Source organism: Winogradskyella damuponensis (genome assembly GCF_039538385.1).
GTDB lineage: Bacteria > Bacteroidota > Bacteroidia > Flavobacteriales > Flavobacteriaceae > Winogradskyella > Winogradskyella damuponensis.
On the sequence record NZ_BAABCB010000018.1, the window covers coordinates 1 to 23391 of the forward strand.

General features: G+C 32.8%; 22 protein-coding genes. 9 read left to right on the top strand and 13 right to left on the bottom strand.

Annotation, left to right across the window (positions count from 1 at the left end; translation table 11 throughout):
• Positions 1 to 71: 71 nt before the first annotated feature.
• The 9 genes from ABD730_RS08680 to ABD730_RS08720 all read right to left on the bottom strand — a co-directional run bounded on the left by ABD730_RS08680 (position 72) and on the right by ABD730_RS08720 (position 8812).
• Positions 72 to 884: a hypothetical protein gene (locus tag ABD730_RS08680; RefSeq protein ID WP_344713963.1), complete on the bottom strand. Its 813-nt coding sequence runs from the start codon at positions 882 to 884 to the stop codon at positions 72 to 74.
• Positions 885 to 1055: 171 nt separating this feature from the next.
• A complete protein-coding gene (locus ABD730_RS08685; protein ID WP_344713965.1) occupies positions 1056 to 1949 on the bottom strand; it encodes an outer membrane protein assembly factor BamD in 894 nt (297 codons plus the stop codon).
• Positions 1950 to 2113: 164 nt separating this feature from the next.
• Positions 2114 to 2884 (bottom strand): hypothetical protein, encoded by a 771-nt coding sequence (locus tag ABD730_RS08690; RefSeq protein WP_344713967.1) that lies wholly within the window; start codon positions 2882 to 2884, stop codon positions 2114 to 2116.
• A gap of 573 nt (positions 2885 to 3457) precedes the next feature.
• On the bottom strand, positions 3458 to 4663 hold the full coding sequence (xerA, locus tag ABD730_RS08695) for a site-specific tyrosine recombinase/integron integrase (protein WP_334468882.1): 1206 nt from the start codon (positions 4661 to 4663) through the stop codon (positions 3458 to 3460).
• Positions 4664 to 4809: 146 nt separating this feature from the next.
• A complete protein-coding gene (locus ABD730_RS08700) occupies positions 4810 to 5556 on the bottom strand; it encodes a YebC/PmpR family DNA-binding transcriptional regulator (RefSeq protein ID WP_334468884.1) in 747 nt (248 codons plus the stop codon).
• 279 nt (positions 5557 to 5835) lie between these two features.
• Positions 5836 to 6123 (bottom strand): 4a-hydroxytetrahydrobiopterin dehydratase, encoded by a 288-nt coding sequence (locus tag ABD730_RS08705; protein ID WP_344713971.1) that lies wholly within the window; start codon positions 6121 to 6123, stop codon positions 5836 to 5838.
• 96 nt (positions 6124 to 6219) lie between these two features.
• A complete protein-coding gene (locus ABD730_RS08710; protein WP_344713973.1) occupies positions 6220 to 7059 on the bottom strand; it encodes a sugar nucleotide-binding protein in 840 nt (279 codons plus the stop codon).
• Positions 7060 to 7083: 24 nt separating this feature from the next.
• Positions 7084 to 8166 (bottom strand): glycine cleavage system aminomethyltransferase GcvT, encoded by a 1083-nt coding sequence (gcvT, locus tag ABD730_RS08715; RefSeq protein ID WP_334468892.1) that lies wholly within the window; start codon positions 8164 to 8166, stop codon positions 7084 to 7086.
• Between the two features lie 136 nt (positions 8167 to 8302).
• Positions 8303 to 8812 carry a DUF421 domain-containing protein gene (locus ABD730_RS08720; protein WP_334468895.1) on the bottom strand — a complete coding sequence of 170 codons (510 nt, stop codon included), beginning with the start codon at positions 8810 to 8812 and terminating at the stop codon, positions 8303 to 8305.
• Positions 8813 to 8999: 187 nt separating this feature from the next.
• On the opposite strand from ABD730_RS08720, the gene ABD730_RS08725 reads away from it, so the two are divergent.
• The 4 genes from ABD730_RS08725 to ABD730_RS08740 all read left to right on the top strand — a co-directional run bounded on the left by ABD730_RS08725 (position 9000) and on the right by ABD730_RS08740 (position 11374).
• The gene (locus ABD730_RS08725; RefSeq protein WP_334468897.1) at positions 9000 to 9317 is read left to right on the top strand and encodes a four-helix bundle copper-binding protein; all 318 of its coding nucleotides are present in this window, start codon (positions 9000 to 9002) and stop codon (positions 9315 to 9317) included.
• 28 nt (positions 9318 to 9345) lie between these two features.
• Entirely contained in the window at positions 9346 to 10872 is a 1527-nt protein-coding gene (locus ABD730_RS08730; RefSeq protein WP_344713977.1) for a GH3 family acyl-acid amido synthetase, read from the top strand.
• 92 nt (positions 10873 to 10964) lie between these two features.
• Positions 10965 to 11198 carry a hypothetical protein gene (locus tag ABD730_RS08735; RefSeq protein ID WP_344713979.1) on the top strand — a complete coding sequence of 78 codons (234 nt, stop codon included), beginning with the start codon at positions 10965 to 10967 and terminating at the stop codon, positions 11196 to 11198.
• On the top strand, positions 11198 to 11374 hold the full coding sequence (locus ABD730_RS08740; RefSeq protein ID WP_334468904.1) for a hypothetical protein: 177 nt from the start codon (positions 11198 to 11200) through the stop codon (positions 11372 to 11374). Before ABD730_RS08735 ends, ABD730_RS08740 begins: the two co-directional genes overlap by 1 nt.
• Positions 11375 to 11533: 159 nt before the next feature.
• Here the strand turns inward: ABD730_RS08740 and ABD730_RS08745 are convergent, their stop codons facing one another.
• The gene (locus ABD730_RS08745; RefSeq protein ID WP_425583524.1) at positions 11534 to 12133 is read right to left on the bottom strand and encodes a hypothetical protein; all 600 of its coding nucleotides are present in this window, start codon (positions 12131 to 12133) and stop codon (positions 11534 to 11536) included.
• 196 nt (positions 12134 to 12329) lie between these two features.
• Here ABD730_RS08745 and ABD730_RS08750 point away from each other — a divergent pair, with 196 nt between their 5' ends.
• Together ABD730_RS08750 and ABD730_RS08755 are read left to right on the top strand one after the other, a co-directional pair.
• Positions 12330 to 13592 carry a putative DNA modification/repair radical SAM protein gene (locus ABD730_RS08750; RefSeq protein ID WP_215925558.1) on the top strand — a complete coding sequence of 421 codons (1263 nt, stop codon included), beginning with the start codon at positions 12330 to 12332 and terminating at the stop codon, positions 13590 to 13592.
• A complete protein-coding gene (locus tag ABD730_RS08755; protein ID WP_344713981.1) occupies positions 13593 to 14366 on the top strand; it encodes a TIGR03915 family putative DNA repair protein in 774 nt (257 codons plus the stop codon). It abuts the gene before it with no gap.
• Here ABD730_RS08755 and ABD730_RS08760 read toward each other — a convergent pair.
• Both ABD730_RS08760 and ABD730_RS08765 read right to left on the bottom strand, forming a co-directional pair.
• Positions 14359 to 16080 (bottom strand): FAD/NAD(P)-binding protein, encoded by a 1722-nt coding sequence (locus tag ABD730_RS08760; protein WP_344713983.1) that lies wholly within the window; start codon positions 16078 to 16080, stop codon positions 14359 to 14361. The genes ABD730_RS08755 and ABD730_RS08760 overlap by 8 nt on opposite strands.
• A 74-nt stretch (positions 16081 to 16154) precedes the next feature.
• On the bottom strand, positions 16155 to 16634 hold the full coding sequence (locus ABD730_RS08765; RefSeq protein WP_215925561.1) for a hypothetical protein: 480 nt from the start codon (positions 16632 to 16634) through the stop codon (positions 16155 to 16157).
• Positions 16635 to 16775: 141 nt separating this feature from the next.
• On the opposite strand from ABD730_RS08765, the gene ABD730_RS08770 reads away from it, so the two are divergent.
• Positions 16776 to 19703 (top strand): FAD-binding and (Fe-S)-binding domain-containing protein, encoded by a 2928-nt coding sequence (locus tag ABD730_RS08770; protein WP_344713986.1) that lies wholly within the window; start codon positions 16776 to 16778, stop codon positions 19701 to 19703.
• A gap of 31 nt (positions 19704 to 19734) precedes the next feature.
• Here the strand turns inward: ABD730_RS08770 and ABD730_RS08775 are convergent, their stop codons facing one another.
• Positions 19735 to 20586, bottom strand: coding sequence for a UDP-2,3-diacylglucosamine diphosphatase (locus tag ABD730_RS08775; RefSeq protein WP_334468915.1), 852 nt, complete (start codon positions 20584 to 20586; stop codon positions 19735 to 19737).
• Positions 20587 to 20796: 210 nt separating this feature from the next.
• On the opposite strand from ABD730_RS08775, the gene aroC reads away from it, so the two are divergent.
• Complete coding sequence (gene aroC, locus ABD730_RS08780; protein WP_344713989.1) at positions 20797 to 21861, top strand: chorismate synthase; 1065 nt, start codon at positions 20797 to 20799, stop codon at positions 21859 to 21861.
• Positions 21862 to 21912: 51 nt separating this feature from the next.
• A complete protein-coding gene (locus ABD730_RS08785) occupies positions 21913 to 23358 on the top strand; it encodes a dicarboxylate/amino acid:cation symporter (protein ID WP_344713991.1) in 1446 nt (481 codons plus the stop codon).
• The last annotated feature ends 33 nt before the right edge of the window (positions 23359 to 23391 follow it).

Sequence of the window (23391 nt, forward strand, 5' to 3'; positions counted from 1 at the left end):
AAAGTACTTTAGTGAAAAATTAATACATTTTTACTTGTTTTTTACCACAGTACTTTGTTGTAAAACGTTTTTTATTCTTTCAGTTTGTTCAGACATTGCTTTAAATCGCTAATCCATTCTTCTTTTATTCCGCTATCTTTTTTAGCAGATTTTAAATTACTTTCTAAATATGGAATAAAATCTTTGTCTTTAAGCGTTTTGATAGCATCAAATAACAAAGTTCCATATTCGCCATCTTTCAGTTCCTCTATTATTTGTTCCTTAACACCAATTTCATTTCGGTTTGCTAATCCAACGATAGCCTCAAGTTTCGTTTCTTGATGTTTGTCTTTGGTTCTTTTCCACAATGCTTTTAAAATTCGGTCATTATTTTTTTCGCTTAAAGTTCCGATTCCAAATGTCGCCCAGTTGCGAATTGATGAATATTTATCTTCCGAAAGCTCAATTAAAGTTTCGATAGCTTTTGGGTTTTCAACTGTCGATAGGGCAGAAACTAAACTGTAACGAATATCTTTATTTTTAGAATTTTTAAATTCAGTCAGTTTTAAAATTTGCTTTTCCGTAAGATTTTCATTGTTATGACTTATCCCAAAAAATAGTGAAAAAAGAACGTCATCATTTTGTTCATTTTCCAGTAACTCAAAGTACAATTCTACAGTTTTCTGTTGTCCAATTCTTGGGTCAAAACCTAATTGAGCCAAAACGTCTATTCCGATAATTTTGTTTTTATCATTTTCAGACTTGGCAAGTTTATAAGCTTGGTCATAAATTTCTTCAGTTGCTCTTTTTCTCAATTCCGAAATATTATTCCAATAGGTTTTCTGCGATTTGTTGTTTACTAATCGGTCAAAAATCTTTCCACTATTCCAATTTTCTCTTGCCATTTTAAATCAGCAGAATGTTTGTCTTAAATGTTTTACAACGTGTTTGTGTATGATTTCGTTGCGTATTTCAGCAACTAATTTAGCAAATACAAACCGAATAGAAAATCCGCGAGGATTTTCGTAAGTAAGCCTGCACTAGCAATGAATTATACACGGTGTTACCCAACGTTTTTATATTTTCTGTTTGTTAAAAATCTTAATTGTATAATAATCCGAAGATGCTTTGTCAACATCCATAATTCTGTCGGCATCACAAGTTGCTGTTGTATAACTTACTGGTGGATTATCAAATCTAGCACTTTCTCTAATGACACAATTATCTTTTTTTACCATTAAAAAAATCGGATAGTTTTTTGTGTCTTCATCACTTAAAGAAACTCCAGGCGAAAAATTAATTGTTGGTGAATGAGCGAAATCATTTCCATAATCTGCATAATTTCCTAAATAAGAACCATAATCTTTCCATCTGTAAAATGCATAACTTACTGTTGAAATAAATTTTAAATTTCCATTTTCTAATTTGTAAACATAGATAGGTGGAAGTTTAGGTTCATTCGATTTTGATTTTATTTTCAAAGTTGCTGTCAAATGTTTATTTCCCCTTTCAGCGTCTCTATAAAAATATCTGTCGTCATATCTGTCAAAATACCATCTTTTCCCAAGTTGAATTTTAGAAAAAGTCAAGGTAACATCTCCTTGTTCGATTTTATTTTGTTCTTTCAATGCTTTAAATCCGAGTTGTTTTTTTCTTTCCTCTTCTTTTTTTATCTTTTCAATCTCTTTTTCTCTTTTCTCGACAAATTTTTGTGCTAAAATTCCCTGTTCAGATTTAGGAAACTTGTTAGCTAATTCTCGATATTCTTTTTCAGCTTGTTCAATCTTTCCTTCATTTTCTAACTTTTGGGCTGTCAAGAGTCGGTTTTCTGGTGTGTTTTTTAATTCAGCGTTTTCATTCGAACAGTTTTCTAAGTCAGCTTTTAGTTTATCAAATTCCGATTGAGTTGGTCCATTTTGACAAGAAAATATTACAAATAATATAAATGTCAGAAGTAAAGTTTTTTTCATTCTCGATGTTTTTTCAAATGTTGGGTAACGGTTTTGTGTATGGTTAGTTGCGTGGTTAAGCAACTAAGTTAATAAACATTTACGAACCTGTGAAAATTCCGCAGGAATTTTCGCAAGTAAGCACTTAAAAAGCAATTAATTATACACGGTGTTGCCAGTAGTTTTTATTCCACTATAAATTCTCTTTCAAACCAAGATTCTACTTCTCCATATCTTCCATAGAATTTTAAAAGACCATCTATTTTATATGTTCCACTTTGTAATGAATCAAATTCAATATCAGCAAAAGAGTAGTTGTCTTTTAATTTGAAATAAACCTTTTTTTCCTGTCCATTGAACTTAATACTGTTTATTACAATGTGTCTATTTTCAGTTATTGATTGTCCAAACTTCGAAGTCAAAGTAAGTTTAATTCCGTTTTCAGTTTTACTTGTAATAATACTATCAACTGCTCTTTCATATTTAGGTTCTGTAGAAGTAAAACCATTTGCATATTCAAAGGCATTAATCGTTGCAATTACAAGTCTGTTCTTTAAATAATTTAGAACCAACTCATTCGAATTTGTTTTTGGTTGTTCAAATTCTTGAAATGAATAATTTTCTATATGTTTTACGATTTTTTTAAGTTCACGCAAGATGTGGTTTGATTCTGCGATTGTCTTTTCCAAATCAAATTCTTTATTTAAAATCGCATTGTCTATTTTGAAAATCAATTTATCAAGTTGTGAATCCAACTGATTTAGTTCCTCAATCTTTAGTGAAGGTTTTTCTTGAATTAAAGTATAATAATCTGATCTGTTCGAGTCTAAAATTCTATTGCTGAATTCATAATTCGTTTTTAAAAATGAGTTCATTTCATTCAATTCTTCTTGTTGATTATTACAAGAGAAAAGAATGGAAATGGCAATAAAATAAACTAAAAAGTGGTTTTTCATTTAATCAATAAATATCAATGTTTTCGGTTTGGTCAAATTACTGGCAACGGTGCGCGTATATGAAAAGTAGCGTCTTGATGATCAACTGCTTTTCGAATTTAAATATCTTCTATAAAGAAACGAAAAATAAATGATATCAATGTCTCAGCTATTTTTTATATGCGCTGTTGTGTTTAGTATTTTATTTTGTATTCGGTTTATAGCTCTCCATTATCNGCTTTTTTCGAATCATTAGCATTTAAATTTCTAAAAATGATGAGTTATTGAAAAATACCAATGTAAGAAGTTGTCAGTCAGGTGTTTGTTAGTGTTAAATAATATAGTAAACTTGACTTTCTCATTTTTTTTCAATAACTTCAGACAAACTGTTTAACGTTTTCAAACGTTCTGAGAGCGCGCTCTCAACGATTTCAATCGAACAGTTTGGCGCTTTAAAAATCTTCCTACGTCGATTTTAAAATCACATCATTTTTAGAAACTTAAAAGACCTCGAAGAAAGCTACAATGTTTGGTGGGTGACCGAAAGTCGGCAATATTAATCACAACGTGTTATATAAAAACAAATATAGTAGTTTATATATTATAATTTCGGGATAACAAAACTTCTGTATTGTTTTTTTGCGATTTTGTTATCGACTTAACTACAGTGTCTAACGGACTACTAATTTGCATTAAATCTCTATGAGCAACATGTGTATAGATCATCGTCGTTTCTGGTTTAGCATGGCCTAGTAACATTTGAATATGACGTAAATCTACACCATTTTCCATTAAATGTGTAGCATAACTATGACGCAATACATGCGGTGTAACTTGCTTTTTTATACCCGCATAACCACAACTTTTCTTTAAAAATTGACGTATGCTAGTCGCAGAATACGGCCCTCCATTACGTCCTTCAATAACAAAAACCTGAGGCTTGTAAGTGTTTAAATAATTAAAAATTAATGGCTTTAAAACTTCACTCATTACAACACTTCTGTCTTTTCGGCCTTTACCTTGATTTACACGCAACAAATTCCTGTCAAAATCTAAAGCGTTGATTTTTAAATTTAAAAGTTCCCCAATTCTTAGTCCACATGAATATAACAGGCCAATAATCGCTCTGTGTTTTAGGTTTTTGGTGACTTGAATAAGATCTATAATCTCTTCTTTAGATAAAACGACAGGTAGCTTCTTGCTTTTTTTCGGACGATTTAAATCCTCAGCGTCTAATTCCGGTAAATCACAAAAAGAAATAAAATATTTTAAGGCACTAACACATTGCCTGTGACTACTAATACTAAAATTTTCACCAGCCAAAACTATTTCAAAAAAATGATCAATGTCCTTTTTCTGTATAAACTCTATTTCTTTTGGCTTGTAGTAATCCATAAATCGCAATACAAAATAACCGTATGTACGAACTGTGCTCTGACTCAAGCGTTTGCCTTTTAAAAAACCAGTATAGCCCTTTAATAATTCCTTAAAATTCAAAGGTAGGCTAGCAAACATTTCTGCCATACTATGGCTTGGCTTAATTTTTTTTACAGGTTTATAAGTGTTTTCTGTTGGTTTTCTAAACTGACTGTAGTCTACATAATAGCCATGGCTTCTAAAATAATTAAATAATGTATAAATTGTGTTTTTCGAATACAAAACGTAAAACGTCTTATGCGTCTGTGACCATTTTACACCTTCTACAGCCTTTACAATTGCTTTTGTTTCCTTATTATATTCAAAACCAATAGCAATCTGGTTATCATTGTTATGATGCAGCTTAGATAATGTAATCTTCATGATATTAAGTGTTTACATAGGTTTTGCGTTCTTGTAAATTACATTAAAATCATGAATTATTAAAGTTATGTATTAAGAAACTACAAATTGTAGCGATATATCTATATCTAAAGAAAAAATCAGGCGAATGCTTTTGAGCTTAAAAGTTAATCAACACTTTCTTCCATAGTATGATACACATTCTGAACATCATCATCTTCTTCTAGCTTTTCTAAAAGTTTCTCAACATCTTCTGCTTGTTCTGGTGTTAACTTTTTAGTAACTTGTGGAATACGTTCAAATCCAGATGAAATGATTTCTATATTGTTTTCTTCGAGGTAAGCTTGAATTTTACCAAAACTTTCAAATGGTGCATAAACCATAACACTAGTGTGTTCAACACCATTTTCATCTTCGTCTGTGTCTTCAAAAATTTCTTCAACTCCAGAATCAATCAATTCTAATTCTAGCTCTTCTAAGTCTAAATCGTCACCTTTAATTTTAAAATTACAGGTATGATCAAACATAAAAACAACAGATCCAGAAGTCCCTAAACTACCATCTGTTTTATTAAAATAAGAACGGACATTAGCCACTGTACGTGTATTATTATCTGTAGCTGTTTCTATAAGTACTGCAATACCATGTTGTGCGTAACCTTCAAAAAGAACTTCTTTAAAATCTCCTAAACTTTTATCTGAAGCACGCTTTATGGCACGTTCTACATTGTCTTTAGGCATATTTACAGCCTTGGCATTCTGTATTACAGCTCTAAGGCGCGAATTACTATCAGGGTCAGGACCACCTTCTTTAACAGCCATTACAATATCTTTACCAATACGCGTAAAGGCTTTGCTCATAGCAGACCAACGTTTCATTTTCCTTGCTTTTCTAAATTCGAAAGCTCTTCCCATCTTAAATATATTTTTAGATTCCTGTAGAACAGGAATCTGTTAACGATTATGTTTTATGTAATGTGTAAAAAATAACACTGAAATTATATGTAGTGACATTTTTACCATAGCAAATCTAAGAAAATATTGAAATTGTTTGAATAGGAATGAAACTAAATGTAAAAAAATATAAGATTCAAGGTGAAAAACCTCTAAAACAAGACATAGGAAGCCTAATCACTCTGAAATTTCTATTTTTCAACCATCAACCATCAACCATCAACCATCAACCAAGAATAACTAGTCCTCAACCTCTATAATAGCCTCAATCGCTTCAGCTAATTCAAAATCTTTCAAAGTAACTCCTTTAGCGCTATGTGTTGAAATGGAAATTTTTAAAATATTGTAAGAGTTACTCCAATTAGGATGATGATTCAATGCTTCGCACTCAAAAGCAATTCTGCTCATTGCGCTAAAGCAATCTTTAAAATTATCGAATTCAAATTCTGAATGAATGGCGTTATCATAATAATCCCAATCTGGAAATTGTAATAATTTTTTTTCTATAGTATCCTTGTCTAGTTTCATGTTATTGTTTTGATGTGTTTAAATTAAAAAAAATATGTATTACAATAAACTTAAAAAAGAGATTCTTTTTAAGCATTATAAACGACAACTACATCTTTATTTTGAAAGCTCTTCTAAAACCATTTCACTAGTAATCTGAAGATGTTTAGGTAACTTATTAAACTTTGGTAGTACGGCTAAATAACGATCTTCATTAGTTGTAAATACTTGTTTAATAACTACTTTTTTGTCAGAAAGAATATCGATAATAGATTTTATAAACTCATCATGATGCACCAAATCTGTACTGCCCAAATGAAAAACACCAAATTTATTTCTGTTAATGATATAATGAATTTGTTGGGTAAGTTTTTTGTCAAGTGTCACGTTCATGATTAAATTCGGAAAAACTTCAACAGTTTCATCTGCTATAATAGCTTCTTTTAATTCTTGTATTCTTGGCGAACCGTTGCCAAATACCATTGGAAGTCTAATTATAGCAATTTGCTTTTTAGGCAAGCGTAATAGTAAGTTTTCAATTTTTATTTTGAAGTGACCATAAACACTATGACTCAATGTTTTGTCTAATTCGTAACTTGGATATTGGCTGTAAGCATCAAATACATTTGCAGACGACAAAAAGATGAATTTACAGCCAGTATCAACTATATAATCAGCAATATGCTGATGCGCAATTACTTGTGCGTTAAAATTACCACGAAGTGCAGATATAATAATGGTAGGTTGACAAGCCTCTAAAATGTCATAAACATCATCTTCTTCTACATTATACTGAAAGAATTGTTTATTGTTTTCAAATTCTTTCTTTGGAATACGATACGTTCCGTAAGTCCTAAAATAAGGTCCTAGTTCTTTATAAATAGCATTGCCAATATAACCACTAGCGCCAAGTATAAGTATACGATGTTTTTGAGAATCTAAATGTTTCTTCGTCATTAATCAATCTACACGCTTAGAAATTTAGCCTTTGTAAAAAGGAGCCTTTACAACGGTTGCTGGAATGGCCTTTTTACGTACTTGAATAAATATCTTACTATCCACTTTAGAAAACACAGTAGGAACATAACCCAGACCAATACCAATCCCTAAACTAGGACTCATTGTACCAGAAGTAACAACACCAATTGTTTTCCCGCTACCATCTACAATATCGTAACCATGACGCGGAATACCACGTTCATCGAGTTTAAAAGCCACTAATTTACGTTCTGGAGTGTGTTCTTTTTCGGCTTTTAAAGCTTCGCTATTAGTAAAGTCTTTGTTGAATTTACAAACCCAACCTAAACCAGCTTCAATTGGAGACGTGGTATCGTCAATATCATTACCATATAAACAGTAACCCATTTCTAAACGCAACGTATCTCTTGCCGCTAAACCAATTGGCTTAATGCCAAAATCTGCTCCTGCTTCAAATACCTTATCCCAAATTTGTTTGACTTCTGAATTTTTACAGTAAATCTCAAATCCGCCACTACCAGTATAACCTGTAGCTGAAATGATCACATTTTCAATGCCAGCAAAATCGCCAACAACAAAATTGTAGAATTTAATAGCAGATAAATCATGACTCGTTAAAGATTGCATCGCTTCAACAGCCTTTGGACCTTGAATCGCTAATAACGAATAATCTTCGCTTAAATCGCGCATCTCAGCACCAACATCATTTTTAGAGGAAATCCAATTCCAATCCTTTTCAATATTACTCGCATTAACAACTAATAAATACGTTTCTTCTTTTAATTTGTATATGATTAAATCATCTACAACACCACCATCATCATTTGGTAAACAGCTGTATTGTGCTTTTCCTATTTCTAATTTAGAAGCATCGTTACTCGATACTTTTTGAATCAATTCTAAAGCATGTGGACCTTCAATTAAAAACTCACCCATATGAGAGACATCAAATACACCAACCGATGTCCTAACCGTTTCGTGTTCTATATTTACACCTTCGTATTGAACCGGCATGTTATAGCCAGCAAAAGGAACCATTTTAGCACCAAGTGCTTCGTGAGTAGAGGATAAAGCAGTATCTTTCATTGTGAATTGTTTTAATTTTTAGATGTGCAAAATTACATAAATTTTACGAAGAATTTCATAATTTGATGCTAAGGAAATTGCTAATCCTTTAAAGAAATCAGTCTCAAGATTTAAGGTCGGAATTATAGCGCAAATTCTAAAAATCCATAATCCAATCGTCAATTGCTTTATTGTCAGCGCCATGTAATACCGATATATCACCTGTAGACTCAAACACCACCGCTTTAACTTCTGATAGTTGAATCACATTCGCTTCACGCAATTTGGCCTTTACATCAGATTCTGTCACTTTACATTTCTTTAAATTGGCTGCAATAAGTTTGCCGTTTTGCATTAATAAGGTCGGTTTATTATCGACTAAATTTCTAATGGGTTTCCAATGTCTTGCAGCAGCAACAATCATTTGTAAACTATAAATAAGCACTAAACCAATAATACCATATTGAAGCGAAACAGATTTCGAAACAATAACCGTTGCCAATATGGAACCAATAGAAACCGTCATGGCAAAATCGAAACTAGACATTTTTGAAAAACTGCGTTTGCCACTAATGCGTGTTAAAATGACTAAGGCCATATAAATACCAATAGCAGTAAGTATTATCGCCAAAAGTCCGTCTGTAGAAAATTTAAACCAATCATTCATATCCTTAATGTTTTAGAATTTTATTAGCCTCAATATGTCACGAATTATAATGATGTTTTAACTCATTTCAAGTTTAAATTACTCTGAAAGCATTTTCACTAAATGGGTTAATTCTTTTCCGAATCGCAGTAATCGTTTTGGAAGCAATATTGGATATTAGTGGAAATTAATTCTAAATACAATTAATATGAAAGCGACTTATAGAAATGCGATTGAAGCCTGTCAGAAATGTATAGTGGATTGTAGAATATGCCTAACCGAAATGGTAGGAAAAGAAAGCATGAACGATTGCCCAAAATGTTGCATCCAATGTATTGATGCCTGTGATGCTTTACTTAAAATGATGACTTCAGATAGTGCATACGTTAAGCAATACGCCTTATTATGTGCCGAAATTTGTGAGTACTGTGCAGATCACTGTGAAGAACACAAACACGAACACTGTATAGAATGTGCTAAATCGTGTAGAGCATGTGCTGAAGCTTGTAGAGAAATTGCAGCATAATTATAGAATCAAAAATTGAAATTAAAAAATGGCCATACTAGGGAACATTATAAAAGGAGTGATTGAATTGAAGGATACCTTTACGTCTGAAGTCATTCATAAAGAAGCTCAAGAAAAAATGCTTAAAGAATTACTTGAAACAGCTAAGAGTACCCAATTCGGAAAGTTTTATGATTTTGAAAGTATTCTTGAAACTTCTAATACACAACAAAGTTTTGCGAAGCATGTGCCGTATTTTGATTACAATAAAATAAACAAAAAATGGTGGCACAAGTATCACGAAGGCGAAAGTAACATCACATGGCCAGGGAAGCCATCTTATTTTGCATTGAGTTCTGGTACCACAGGCAAAACAAGTAAACGCATTCCGGTAACAGATGCCATGATTGATGCCATAAGAAATGCAGGAATTAAACAGGTGTTTGCCTTAAAGAATTTTGATTTACCTGCGGATTTTTTCGAAAAGGAAATTATGATGCTCGGTAGTTCTACTGATTTGGAAGAAAACAACGATCACCTCGAAGGTGAAATTAGTGGTATTAGTGCGAGTAATATTCCGTCTTGGTTTAGAGGTTATTACAAACCTGGTGAAGAAATTTCGCAAATTGAAGATTGGGACGAACGTGTGCAGCGCATTGCAGAACGTGCTAAAGATTGGGATATTGGCGCGTTAAGTGGTATTCCATCGTGGATAGAGTTGATGCTTCAAAAAGTGATAGACTACCATAACTTGAATAATATTCATGAAATTTGGCCCAACCTACAAGTCTATACCTCTGGAGGAGTTGCTTTTGGTCCGTATGAGAAAAGTTTTAATGCCTTATTAGGAAAACCAATCACCGTTATCGATACTTATTTAGCGTCCGAAGGGTACATCGCAACCCAAGTACGACCAGAAACCGTTGCCATGCAATTGAATACCGATAATGGCATTTATTTTGAATTTGTGCCATTCAAACCCGAATATATCAACGAAGATGGTTCGTTAAAAGATGAAGCTCCAGCGTTAACTTTAGACCAAGTAGAACTAAACCAAGATTATGTCTTAATCATTAGTACCGTTAGTGGAGCGTGGAGATACCTTATTGGTGATACCATTGAATTCACTAATATTGAACGTGCCGAAATTAAAATTACAGGACGCACAAAATTCTTTTTAAATACCGTAGGTTCGCAATTATCCGTTAATAAAATGGATGCAGCTATGCGCGAATTAGAAGAGGAGTTCGATACTACAATTCCTGAATACACCATCTGCGCCAAACGTGGAGACGATGATGAATTTTATCACTATTGGTATTTAGGTTCGGATGTAAAAGGTGTTGATAATTTTACCATTGCAGAGGCCTTAGACGAAAGTTTAAAATCCGCCAATAAGAATTACAAAGTGGCTAGAAGTAAAGCGCTAAAAGGTGTAAAAGTAAAAGTGATTTCACCAAATCGTTTTTATGATTGGAACGAAAGAAACAAAAAGAAAGGAGGCCAAGTAAAAATGGAACGTGTTATGGGCGACGAAAAATTTGCAGATTGGGAAGCTTTTGTGAATGAATCTTAAGTGTTTAGATAAGCACACGCTATTATTCATTTACGTAAGAAAATAAAATTTTAAATTGGTAATTTTGTATCTTTTATAAAAAGCTGATTAAAATGAATTTAGAAGCTCGAAAAATAGAATTTGTACAGGAATTTTTAAAACTTCAAAGTGAAGAGGCTGTTTCACGTCTTGAAAAAATTTTAAGAAAAGAAAAACAGTCAGATAAAGAGCGAAACATTGAGTCGATGACTCAAGATGAATTGGATAACAGAATTGATAAGTCTGAATCTGATTTCATTAACAATCGATTTAAAACCAGTCCTGAGCTTTTAGCAAAATATGAGTAATGGCTTTTAAAATTATTTGGTCTGAATTTGCTGAAATTCAGCTTGATGAAATTTATAAGTTTTATGAAAATAAAGCAGGTTCTAATATTGCAAAAAAACATCTAAAAGGTATAATCAACGAAACATATAAGAAAAAAGGAGACCAAGTAAAAATGGAGCGTGTGATGGGTGAATAAAAATTTGCAGATTGGGGGGCATTTATTAATCAACTGTAAATCGTTACTTATTAATAAATATGAATTTAAATTATTCTCGTAAAGAATTGTCCCCTTGAGGGGACTTGAGGGGTGTTTTTTTATGGGTTTCTATATTCAAGATTAAATAAATCCTTTAAATTATTTGCCAGCATCTCTATGTTCTACCAATTCCATAATCTCTTCAGGCGATAAATAATACTTCTTAATACGATCTTTATACGATTGGGTGATATCTGCATTATTCAAAATAAAATCTTTGGTTTTTAAAATGTAATCTTCCATACCATGTGCAACAGCAAATGAATCTGCGGCACGTTCGGCTTCAACAATATGATTCTGTGAAAACACATATTTTAGTCCAAACCAAATGAGATTGAGCTTGCTTCGATTTTGGTAATCCATAATATGACCCAATTCATGACCAATCCACCCAATAAAAATAGTATCTGGAATATGTCGTGTTAAAAACTCTTTATCTGCAATCTTGAATTTTTCACTAATCAGAATCACATAATGTCGATTTTTTCTACTCTTAAAGAAACTGCCAAATGTAGGTCTGGCTTGCATGGTCGATTTCTTAATGTTTTTCTTAAACCGAAATTCTATTTTGGTGTCCTTCAGCTGTGGATAATACGCTAAAGCTTTATTTACAGTCATCTTTATATCTTCTGGTATCTCGTGCTGTGCACTCATAGTGTGGTTTAGCGTTAAAAGGATTATGATTATGAATCTTTTCATATTTTAGAAAAATAAGATTTAAATCCGACGTCGTTTACATGTTACCATCAAAATATTAACCCATTTGAATTCCTAATAACTAACATCTTGAAATAAGCATTAATTTTTAGATTGCTACAAAATGAAGCAATCATAAGCTACTATGTGTAGTATTTTTGCAGCTAAGATTTTAACTTAAGATTTAGGAGGAAAATATTTGTCTTTTCAACGTACCCAAGAAAAATTAAAAATACTGGCAGATGCTGCTAAGTATGATGTATCGTGTTCGTCTAGCGGAAGTAAACGCGCTAACACCAATAAAGGATTAGGAGATGCTACAGGCATGGGAATTTGTCATTCCTATACCGAAGATGGTCGCTGTGTATCTTTATTAAAAATTCTATTAACTAACCATTGCATTTTTGATTGTGCTTATTGTGTTACCCGAAAAAGTAATGATGTAAAACGTGCGGCTTTTAAAGTGCAAGAAGTGGTGGATTTAACCATTAATTTTTACCGCAGAAATTATATTGAAGGGCTTTTTTTGAGTTCGGGCATTTTTAAAAGTGCGGATTATACCATGGAACGCTTGGTGGCTGTAGCGAAGAAATTACGATTGGAAGAAAACTTTAACGGCTATATTCATCTAAAATCTATTCCTGGAGCGTCGGATGAATTGATGCGTGAAGCCGGACTCTACGCAGATCGGTTAAGTGTGAATATTGAAATTCCGACCGAAGCCGGACTTAAAAAATTAGCACCAGATAAAAAGCGTGAAGATTTTATAAAGCCGATGGTGAAGGTGAAAAATGAAATTATTCAATATAATGCCGAAAAGAAAATCATTAAAAGCACACCAAAATTTGCGCCTGCTGGTCAGAGCACACAAATGATTATTGGGGCGAGTGGTGAGAATGATTTTCAGATTATGCAAACCTCAAATCACTTTTACAAAAGCTATAATTTAAAACGTGTGTATTATTCAGGTTATGTACCTATTAGTTATGATAATCGTTTGCCGCAAATAGGCAGTGCTGTACCTATGCTTCGTGAAAATAGATTGTACCAAACCGATTGGCTCATGCGTTTTTATGGTTTTGATGTCAGTGAAATTTTAAACGAACAGCATCAAAATTTAGATTTAGATGTGGATCCTAAATTGAGCTGGGCATTACGGAATCTTCATGAATTTCCAGTTGATGTGAATACAGCTGACCAGCGCATGTTAGCACGAATTCCTGGTTTAGGAATGAAATCGGTGTTTAAAATTATAAATGCCAGACGCTTTAGAAAATTGAATTGGGAACATCTAAAAAAAATAGGAGTTGCATTAAACAGAGCACAATACTTTATGGTCTGTGATAGCAATCAGTTTGAAAAACGGGATTTAACTTCAGAAAAGATCAAAGGCTTAATCCTTCAAAATTCAACGAGTAAGTATCAGAAAATGCTGAGTAATCAATTAAGCTTATTCGGATAGATGCAAGCTAAAAACCTTATATACGACGGCACTTTTGATGGTTTTCTTACCACTATTTTTTATGTATTTGAACATAAATTAAAAACGGTAACCATTCAAAATGAATTTACGGTGCAGCAAGGTTTGTTTTCGGAAAATGAATCAATTCCTACCGATGAAGTTAAGGCAAATCGTGTGTGGAAAGGTATCAAATCGAAGTTGTCATCTAACGGAAGTTACCAACTCTATTATGCTTTTTTAAGTGAAGAGGTAGGAGTAGAGGACTTACTTTTAGATTATATACAATATGCGTTTTCGCAACAAAAGAAAGTAGATAAAGATTATTCACATCCTTCCATTTTAAAAATTGCACAAATAGCAAAATCTGTAGGACGAGAAAAACATCGTATGGAGGCTTTTGTACGCTTTCGGTTAACTAAAGATGACATCTATTTCGCAAGTATAGAACCCGATTTTAATGTGTTGCCTTTAATTGAAAAGCATTTTAAGAGACGTTATGCCGATCAAAAATGGGTGATTTATGATATAAAACGTGGTTATGGATTATTCTACGATTTGGAAACAGTTGAACTTATAAATATGGATTTTCCTGAGAATTTCAACGTTACTAAAACCGACAATGCATTTTTTGCCACTCAAGAATTTGAATTTCAAAAGCTATGGCAAGATTACTTCAAAGCCACCAATATTGCCTCTCGAAAAAATATGAAACTTCATATTAGACACGTGCCAAAACGGTATTGGAAGTATTTAAGTGAAAAGCAACCTAATTAGCGTTTAGACGCTTCACGTAAGCTTTTGCCCAATCTTCAATACGTGGTCCAAAACATTCTAAAATAGCATCCACACCAATCACGCTACCTTTGGCCAAACGACCTAAAACGGCAATAGGCACATCGTCTTTAGCTTCAGGTGTAATGACATAACCATCAGCAGTTGTTTCGATACCTAATTTTGAATGGATAGGTTGTATCAAATCATTTTGAAGTAAATCTTTAATTAAAGGCGTGTTGACTTCAAGTAACTTTGGAGCATCCAAAACACTATTAATCATCACAGAACAGGTGATGGATTTATTATTAGAATTTTTTAAAGTCCAGCCTTTCGCTGTTAAGTCTATATCAGGATCAGTGACAAAGTTTAATGTCAATATATCTGCATCAACCAAAGATAAAACTTGCTGCATACTTTCAATTGGTGGTCCGTAAGAATATCGTTTACTGCGTTCGTCTAAGGCAATCACTTTATCTATAATGTCATTAGTCACTTTAGCATGCGAAAAAGCTTTGTATAAAGTCGGCTGACAATGACGCCAAACTTGTCCGATGCAATAATCGAGAGAAATAGGAATGGTGCCTAAAGCCATTTCAATATAATTCTGAATCAGTTGATACGTTGAACTATTAGAATCTTGAATTAATGGATGGTTATAATGGTCATCATTTAACCAATTTAAGATTATGGCCTCTAATTCAGAAGAACTTAAATCATGCAAAATACCGTTCGATTTTAAGTCTAAATAGACACGCGATATAATTTTAGCAATAGGATGCGTTAAAAAATCAATGGTATCTGTTTCAGTGGTTTGGTGTGAAACGGCTTCGATTTCAGATTTAAAACTATCTAATTCTTCTTTCGTAGGCTGGTACCACGAATCAATACTTTCGTTTAGAGGCTTCGGAACTAATGGTAAGCCGTCTAATGAAAACGGAATTAGTTTTAAATCTTGAGACTTGCTCTTATAATAAATGGTTTCAAAAGTGTCATTATTTATCACTTTAAAATTTCCAAAATCATTAATGGTAAGATAACGCATTACATCAATCATTGCCAAGCCAAAACCTCTAATACCAATATTAATTGTTTCTTGATTTTTTACTGTTTTAAGATGATGTATAGGGTAGGACTCTTTAAAAAGAGAGAGGGATTGATGTGTTGCCACATAAGATTGCCACTGTTTTAATTGATTGGATAGTTCTGTAGATTGGTGACCAATAGTTAAAAGTACATCGTCACAGATCCAAGAGTTATTGTTACTTGTAATTTCAAGTTGACTGTCTTTTAAATTGATATTTTCAATTTCTAGTTTATTAAAATTGAAGGAGTTTAAATTGCACAAGGCATTTTCTATAGTTTTGTACCGTTCATTAAGGTATTTTCCTAGTTTGTTACGTGGTGGAAATGCATCTGGTTTATGGCATGGTTGTGTAAAATTACACCATTCATGATAAGAAGGGAAAGCTTCAATAACTCTATTAGCATAACTGATTTTAGGACGTTTCTCAATGCCTACTAGCGCGCGTTCAGTAATATTAATCCAATTAGAATCGGGTTGTCTTGTGTTCCAAACGTTTCCAGCTCCAGAAGCATTGTTAGCATCAAAAATTTGAATATTAACTTGCTTATGAATTCTACTTAGTGCTAAGAGAAGATTCTCTAAGGCATAGAGACCTCGTGGTCCCATTCCTATAATTGCAATTTGCTTCATACTAATAAAAATAATGAAAAAACCACCTCGTTAAAGGTGGTTCTGAAGTTATTTATTTATTTATTTATCAAGTTTTAGAATTGATATCTAATGCCCAATCCGATATCAAAATCGAGATCGTCATTAAAATCTCCAAATCCAAGTTCTGGTCTAAAATCTAAGGATAGTAATAACGGAATATCAAAGCTGTATTCAATACCAACATCACCCGCTAAAAACACGAAACTATCATTGTAATCCTTACCAGGAGTATCAACGCTATAGTTTCCAAATCCTCCACCGCCACCTGCATACCAATTAAAATTGCCATCTAGTTGCCAAACCCATTGGTATAAACCAGCTATTTTAAAGCCATCATAGTCTTTTCCGTTTCTCCAACCTAAATCGGCTTCCAGTCTGTTATTGCCACCTAAAGCACGTTGGTAGGTTATTTCGGTACCAAAACCATCACTATCTCCAAACCTTAGTCCAATGGCATTTTTTGAAATGTTCTGAGCGTCAGAAAAACTTATAAACCCAATAGTTAATACACTTAATAAAATTAATTTCTTCATAATAATTTATAATCTTAAATTCATAGTTTTAGCAATCTTAAAATTGCTTTTCATCATAACGCCAAAATTATGCCAAAATTGAATGATTAGTCTTATTTTTAAGACAAAATTATAACTCATACCAATCGATTGTTAGCGCTTATGCAAAAAGAAAACCTTATACAACTTAAAACCCTAAAATCTAAATTAGAAGGAGAGTTGTATTTTAATGATTTAATGCGAAAACTTTACGCTACTGATGCTTCTGTGTATAGAAAATTGCCTTTAGCTGTAGCTTTACCTAAAAATACTCAAGACATAAAATCTTTAATTGATTTTGCTAAGTCTAACAACACTTCTTTAATACCAAGAACAGCAGGAACATCGCTAGCCGGACAATGTGTTGGCGAAGGTATTGTAGTAGATGTCTCTAAATATTTTACACGAATTTTAGATATAAATGAAAACGCTAAAACTGTAACCGTTCAACCTGGTGTGGTTAGAGATGAACTTAATAATTACCTTAAGCCTTTTGGTTTGTTTTTTGGACCCAATACATCAACTTCTAACCGCTGTATGATTGGTGGAATGGTTGGGAATAATTCATCCGGAACGACCTCTATTCAATATGGTGTGACTAGAGATAAGGTTTTAAAAATGAAAACGTTGTTGAGTGATGGAAACGAGGTTGAATTTTCAGCGTTAACATCTGAAGAGTTTCAACAAAAACTACAGTTATCAACCCTTGAAGGAGAGGTATATAATTCAATTTATAAAGAATTAAATTCTGAAAGTGTTCAGCATCAAATACAAGATAATTTTCCAAAGCCAAGCATACATAGAAGAAATACAGGTTATGCCATTGATGAATTGATAAAGTCGGAAGTGTTTTCAGATTCAAATTCAGGTTTTAATATGTGTCAACTTTTAGCAGGAAGTGAAGGCACCTTAGCATTTACAACAGAAATCACCTTGCAGTTAGATGACTTGCCGCCAACGGAAAGCGCTATTATTGCTTTGCATTTTGAAAGTATAGCTAAATGCCTAAATGCTGTGGAAACTGTGATGCAACACAATTTGCATACCTGTGAGATGATGGATGATTCCATTTTAAATCTTACAAAACACAATAAAACACAACAAGAAAACAGACAATTTATAGAGGGAAATCCTGCTGCTATTTTAATGTGTGAGCTCAAAGCAAATTCAAATGAAGAGCTTCAATCACAAATAAACGTATTCTTAGAAACGGTAAAAAGCATGAATTTAAGTTATGCTAATCCTGTTTTAAAAGGTGATGATATCAATAAAGCTGTAGAATTACGAAAAGCCGGTTTAGGCTTGTTAGGAAATATTATTGGTGATAAAAAAGCTGTGGCTTGTATTGAAGATACGGCTGTAGCGCTTCCAGATTTAGACCGCTACATTTCAGAGTTTACGGCTTTAATGAAAACATACAACCAAAATGCGGTATACTATGCACATGCAGGAGCAGGAGAGTTACATTTAAGACCAATTTTAGATTTAAAACAGGCTGAAGATGTTGTACTATTTAGAAAAATAACAACAGACGTTGCGCAATTAGTAAAGAAATATAAAGGCTCAATGTCTGGTGAACATGGTGATGGTATTGTGAGAGCAGAATTTATTCCTATGATGATTGGTGAGGCTAATTATAAAATTTTAAAGCATATTAAATCAGCTTTCGATCCGTATAATATTTTTAATCCAGGAAAGATTGTAGATGCCTATCCTATGGATAAAAATTTTAGGTATGAAGTGGATAGAAAAGAACCTCAGATTGAAACCTTACTTGATTTTTCTGCTTCTGAAGGTATTTTACGTGAAGCCGAAAAATGTAATGGTTCTGGTGACTGTAGAAAATTACCTGAATTTGGAGGTGTTATGTGCCCAAGTTATAGAGCCACTAGAAACGAAAAAGATACAACCAGAGGACGTGCTAATGCGCTCCGAGAATTCTTAACTAATTCTGAAAAAGCAAACCGATTTGATCATAAAGAATTAAAAGACGTTTTTGATTTATGTTTGAGTTGTAAAGCATGCGCAAGTGAGTGTCCAAGTAGTGTAGATGTAGCGAGTTTAAAAGCTGAATTTCAATACCAATATCAGAAGGTAAATGGTGTGCCTTTTAGAACAAAATTATTTGCTTACAATAACAAAATAAATGGCTTAGCTAGTCGTGTTCCAAGGCTTACTAATTTTATGTTTTCTAATGATTTTACAAGTGCAATTATAAAATCTATTGGAGGTATTGCTAAAGAACGAAGCTTGCCTTTGGTTTCTAGTAAAAGTTTAGATAAGGAATTTTATGAAGCTAAAAATAAGACAGTTAAAATTGGTTATATAAAAGAAGTTATCTTGTTTAATGATGAGTTTACCAATCATTTAGATACAGAGATTGGTATAGATGCTATGGAGCTATTGAGCCGCTTAAATTATAAAGTGACCATCATTTCACATTCGGAATCTGGTCGTGCAATGTTGTCTAAAGGTTTGCTAAAAGATGCCAAAAGAGTAGCGAATGAAAATGTTTCAAAATTCAAACATTTAATCACTGAAAACACTCCATTATTAGGTATAGAACCTTCCGCTATTTTTACGTTTAAAGATGAATATTTAAGATTAGCAGACGACAAAGAATCTGCTAAATTAATTGCGAAACACACCTTTTTGATTGAAGAATTTATTCAACAAGAAATGGCATTGGGACGTATAAAATCATCGCAGTTTACACAAGAGATAAAAACCATTAAATTTCATGGACATTGTCATCAAAAGGCATTGGCAAATCAGAAGTCGAGCTTTAGTATTTTAAATCTGCCTAAGAATTATAAAGTAACAATTATTCCAAGTGGTTGCTGTGGTATGGCAGGAAGTTTTGGTTACGAAAAAGAGCATTACGAAGTAAGTATGCAAATAGGAGAGCAGGTTTTATTTCCTGCGGTTAGAAAAGCTTCAGCAGACACAGAAATATCTGCAAACGGAACAAGTTGTAGGCATCAAATAAAAGACGGTACAGGTAGAGTGGCTAAACATCCTATTTCTATTTTAAAAGAAGCTTTGCTCTAACTACCAGTTACAATAATGCTAATTAAAGTTATTATTTTGTCTTGTGCTTTTTAGGTTGTTCTACAATTGTAATTGCAGCTATTAAGTCTTTGACGTCCATATCTTTTATATCTTCATCTGCAAAGAAAGGAGACAGTCTATCATTGTTGTAGTTGTAAATTTTCCAACGTTTAAATTGGTATTCTAAAGCAGTGAAGTTTTCAACCCAATCACCAGAATTTAGATAAGTGGTTTTACCAAACTTATTACCTTTTAATATCATTTTTGGTTGGTGAATATGCCCACATATAACATAGTCATAACCATTCTCAATAGCTAAGTCTGTAGCTACTTTTTCAAAATCACTAATATATTTTACAGCACCTTTTACACTGTTTTTAATTTTTTTAGATAAAGAATAACGTTCTTTTCCTAGCTTATCTAAACACCAGTTTGTAAGCCTGTTAATAAGGATTAGTAAGTCATAACCCCAGCCACCAAGCTTAGCTAACCATTTGGCATTCTGAATGGAAATATCAAACACATCGCCATGAAAAAACCAAGCTTTCTTTCCATCTAAATCTAGTACTAGTTTATTTACAATTGAAATATTACCTATTTCCGTATCTGTAAACTTGCGAAGCATTTCATCATGATTACCTGTAATGTAAATCACTTCAGTGCCATTTGCGGCAAAATCCATAATCTTTTTAATAACACTAAGATGAGATTTTGGAAAGTAACGTTTCTTAAACTGCCAAATATCAATAATATCACCATTAAGAATAAGTTTCTTAGGTTCTATGCTATTTAAATAAGTTAAAAGTTGTTTGGCATGGCAGCCAAAAGTGCCTAAATGTACATCTGAGATTACTGCTATTTCAACTTTTCGTTTTATTTTCAAAATTTCTAAATCTATACCACAAAGAACTTTAATATTTTTAACAATCAGATTATCGTATAATTAACTAACTATAAGCAAATTGTTATTAAAATATTACCTTAATATTACGAAGTAGGAAGCCTTAGCTTTTTTTGCGACTATAACATGAAATACGACATGGTATTTTCATTTTCATAATAATACAATTACATTAGCGTAAAATAAATTGAAATGGCAGGAAATTCCTTCGGAAAATTATTTAAACTAACTACTTTTGGAGAGTCGCATGGTGTAGCTATTGGTGGCATTATAGATGGCTGTCCCTCAGGAATAAAACTTAATCTTGAAGCAATTCAAAATGAATTGAACCGAAGAAAACCAGGGCAATCTAAAATAGTTACTCAACGTAAAGAGCCTGATACTGTAGAATTTTATTCCGGTATTTTTGAAGGTAAAACGACAGGAACTCCAATTGGTTTTGTAATTCATAATACGAATCAGAAATCTAAAGATTATTCTCATATTAAAAATGTGTATCGTCCTAGTCATGCAGATTATACCTATGATAAAAAATACGGAGTAAGAGATTATAGAGGTGGTGGACGAAGTTCTGCACGTGAAACAGCGTCTAGAGTTGTTGCTGGAGCTATTGCAAAACAAATGTTAGCCTCAATTAGCATTAATGCTTATACATCTTCAGTAGGTGATATTTTTATAGATAAACCATATCAAGATTTAGATTTTAGTAAAATAGAATCTAATGTCATTCGCTGTCCTGATGAAGCTACAGCAGAAAAAATGATAGCTAGAGTTGAAGCTATTAAAAAACAAGGTGATACCATTGGTGGTACCATAACATGTGTTTTACAAAATGTACCAATTGGATTAGGAGAACCTGTGTTTGATAAATTGCATGCCGAATTAGGAAAAGCGATGTTATCTATAAATGCTGTAAAAGGTTTTGAATATGGTAGTGGTTTCTGTGGCGCAAAAATGAAAGGTAGTGAGCATAACGACTTGTTTAACGAAGATGGAACTACAAAAAGTAATTTATCTGGAGGCATACAAGGAGGCATTTCTAACGGTATGGATATTTACTTTAGAGTGGCTTTTAAACCCGTTGCAACAGTGATTCAAAAGCAAGATGCCTTAAATAGTTCTGGCGAAATTGTAGAAATGCAAGGCAAAGGCAGACACGATCCTTGTGTGGTGCCAAGAGCAGTGCCTATTGTTGAAGCAATGGCTGCTTTGGTTTTGGCAGATTATGTCTTACTAGATAGAGTTAGTAGATTGTAATTTTAAAAATGGTATTTCCTTCCGGAAAATGAATAACAGACTAATAAACTTATGAAAAAACTAGCATTACATTGGAAAATTATAATAGGAATGGTTCTCGGTATCATTTGGGCTTTGGTTTCAAGCACAATGGGATGGAGTCAATTTACTATAGATTGGATAGATCCGTTTGGAACTATCTTTATTAATTTACTAAAGCTAATAGCAGTTCCGTTAGTCTTGTTTTCTATAATTAGTGGAGTTGCTAATATTGGAGACCCAAAAAGCTTAGGTAGAATGGGAGGTAAGACTTTAGGTATTTATTTATTAACAACAGTCATGGCTATTTCATTAGGATTAGTATTGGTTAATGTTATTAAACCAGGCGAACTTATTGATGAACAAAGCCGAATAGATAATCGTATTAGTTATGAGATTTGGGCAGATAGTGAAGGACATGAGATTAAGGATGGTATAAATTACTTACAAGATCCTGAATTTTTTGAACGTGCTCAGGAAATTTCAGAATTATCTAAAAGTGAATTAAAAGAAGCAGCTGTTGCAGATAAAATGGAAACAGTTAAAAGTCGTAAAGAAACAACACCATTGCAACCATTAATAGATATTGTACCGAGTAATTTTTTCCATTCTCTATCTAATAATGGGTTAATGTTACAGATTATCTTTTTTGCGATTTTCTTTGGTGTTTGTTTGTTGTTTATTCCTTCAGAAAAATCATTACCTGTATTAAATTTAGTAAATGGAATTAATGAGGTTTTTCTAAAAATGGTTGATATTGTTATGCAAGGTGCGCCATTTTTTGTGTTTGCTTTACTTGCAGGTGTGGTAAGTAAAATGGCTGGTGACGATATTGGTAAAGTGGTAGAAATTTTTAAAGGTTTGAGTTGGTACTCATTAACCGTTTTATTAGGCTTGCTTTTAATGATATTTGTAATTTATCCATTGATTTTGAAGTTTTTTGTAAAACAGATTCCATATAAAGGCTTTTTTAAATCTATGAGTCCTGCACAAACTTTAGCATTTTCAACATCAAGTAGTGCGGCTACACTTCCTGTAACTATGGAATGTGTAGAAGAGAATTTAGGAGTAGATAATAAAATAAGCAGTTTTGTGCTTCCTATAGGAGCTACAGTTAATATGGACGGCACAAGTATGTATCAAGCGGTTGCAGTAATCTTTTTAGCGCAAATGCATATGATAGATTTAACGCTAGGTCAGCAAGTTACAGTAGTATTAACTGCCACTTTAGCTTCTGTTGGCTCTGCAGCTGTACCAAGTGCTGGTTTAGTAATGTTAATTATTGTATTGAGTTCTGTGGGATTAAATCCAGCTTGGATCGCTATTATTTTTCCAGTAGATAGAATATTAGATATGTTTAGAACCGTTGTAAACGTCACAGGAGATGCAACAGTTTGCTCTATTATTGCTGATGGTGAAAATATGTTAGATTACCAAGGTGAAAAAAATCCAACAGAAACTTTTGATTTAGATTCTTAAATTTAAGAAGACTCAATTAATTTTTATAACTTT

What these genes read in the sequence shown, in the direction of transcription:
- ABD730_RS08680 (WP_344713963.1), bottom strand. Translation starts at nt 884, where the DNA reads ATGGCAAGAGAAAATTGGAATAGTGGAAAGATTTTTGACCGATTAGTA.
- ABD730_RS08685 (WP_344713965.1), bottom strand. Translation starts at nt 1,949, where the DNA reads ATGAAAAAAACTTTACTTCTGACATTTATATTATTTGTAATATTTTCT.
- ABD730_RS08690 (WP_344713967.1), bottom strand. Translation starts at nt 2,884, where the DNA reads ATGAAAAACCACTTTTTAGTTTATTTTATTGCCATTTCCATTCTTTTC.
- xerA (WP_334468882.1), bottom strand. Translation starts at nt 4,663, where the DNA reads ATGAAGATTACATTATCTAAGCTGCATCATAACAATGATAACCAGATT.
- ABD730_RS08700 (WP_334468884.1), bottom strand. Translation starts at nt 5,556, where the DNA reads ATGGGAAGAGCTTTCGAATTTAGAAAAGCAAGGAAAATGAAACGTTGG.
- ABD730_RS08705 (WP_344713971.1), bottom strand. Translation starts at nt 6,123, where the DNA reads ATGAAACTAGACAAGGATACTATAGAAAAAAAATTATTACAATTTCCA.
- ABD730_RS08710 (WP_344713973.1), bottom strand. Translation starts at nt 7,059, where the DNA reads ATGACGAAGAAACATTTAGATTCTCAAAAACATCGTATACTTATACTT.
- gcvT (WP_334468892.1), bottom strand. Translation starts at nt 8,166, where the DNA reads ATGAAAGATACTGCTTTATCCTCTACTCACGAAGCACTTGGTGCTAAA.
- ABD730_RS08720 (WP_334468895.1), bottom strand. Translation starts at nt 8,812, where the DNA reads ATGAATGATTGGTTTAAATTTTCTACAGACGGACTTTTGGCGATAATA.
- ABD730_RS08725 (WP_334468897.1), top strand. Translation starts at nt 9,000, where the DNA reads ATGAAAGCGACTTATAGAAATGCGATTGAAGCCTGTCAGAAATGTATA.
- ABD730_RS08730 (WP_344713977.1), top strand. Translation starts at nt 9,346, where the DNA reads ATGGCCATACTAGGGAACATTATAAAAGGAGTGATTGAATTGAAGGAT.
- ABD730_RS08735 (WP_344713979.1), top strand. Translation starts at nt 10,965, where the DNA reads ATGAATTTAGAAGCTCGAAAAATAGAATTTGTACAGGAATTTTTAAAA.
- ABD730_RS08740 (WP_334468904.1), top strand. Translation starts at nt 11,198, where the DNA reads ATGGCTTTTAAAATTATTTGGTCTGAATTTGCTGAAATTCAGCTTGAT.
- ABD730_RS08745 (WP_425583524.1), bottom strand. Translation starts at nt 12,133, where the DNA reads ATGAAAAGATTCATAATCATAATCCTTTTAACGCTAAACCACACTATG.
- ABD730_RS08755 (WP_344713981.1), top strand. Translation starts at nt 13,593, where the DNA reads ATGCAAGCTAAAAACCTTATATACGACGGCACTTTTGATGGTTTTCTT.
- ABD730_RS08760 (WP_344713983.1), bottom strand. Translation starts at nt 16,080, where the DNA reads ATGAAGCAAATTGCAATTATAGGAATGGGACCACGAGGTCTCTATGCC.
- ABD730_RS08765 (WP_215925561.1), bottom strand. Translation starts at nt 16,634, where the DNA reads ATGAAGAAATTAATTTTATTAAGTGTATTAACTATTGGGTTTATAAGT.
- ABD730_RS08770 (WP_344713986.1), top strand. Translation starts at nt 16,776, where the DNA reads ATGCAAAAAGAAAACCTTATACAACTTAAAACCCTAAAATCTAAATTA.
- aroC (WP_344713989.1), top strand. Translation starts at nt 20,797, where the DNA reads ATGGCAGGAAATTCCTTCGGAAAATTATTTAAACTAACTACTTTTGGA.
- ABD730_RS08785 (WP_344713991.1), top strand. Translation starts at nt 21,913, where the DNA reads ATGAAAAAACTAGCATTACATTGGAAAATTATAATAGGAATGGTTCTC.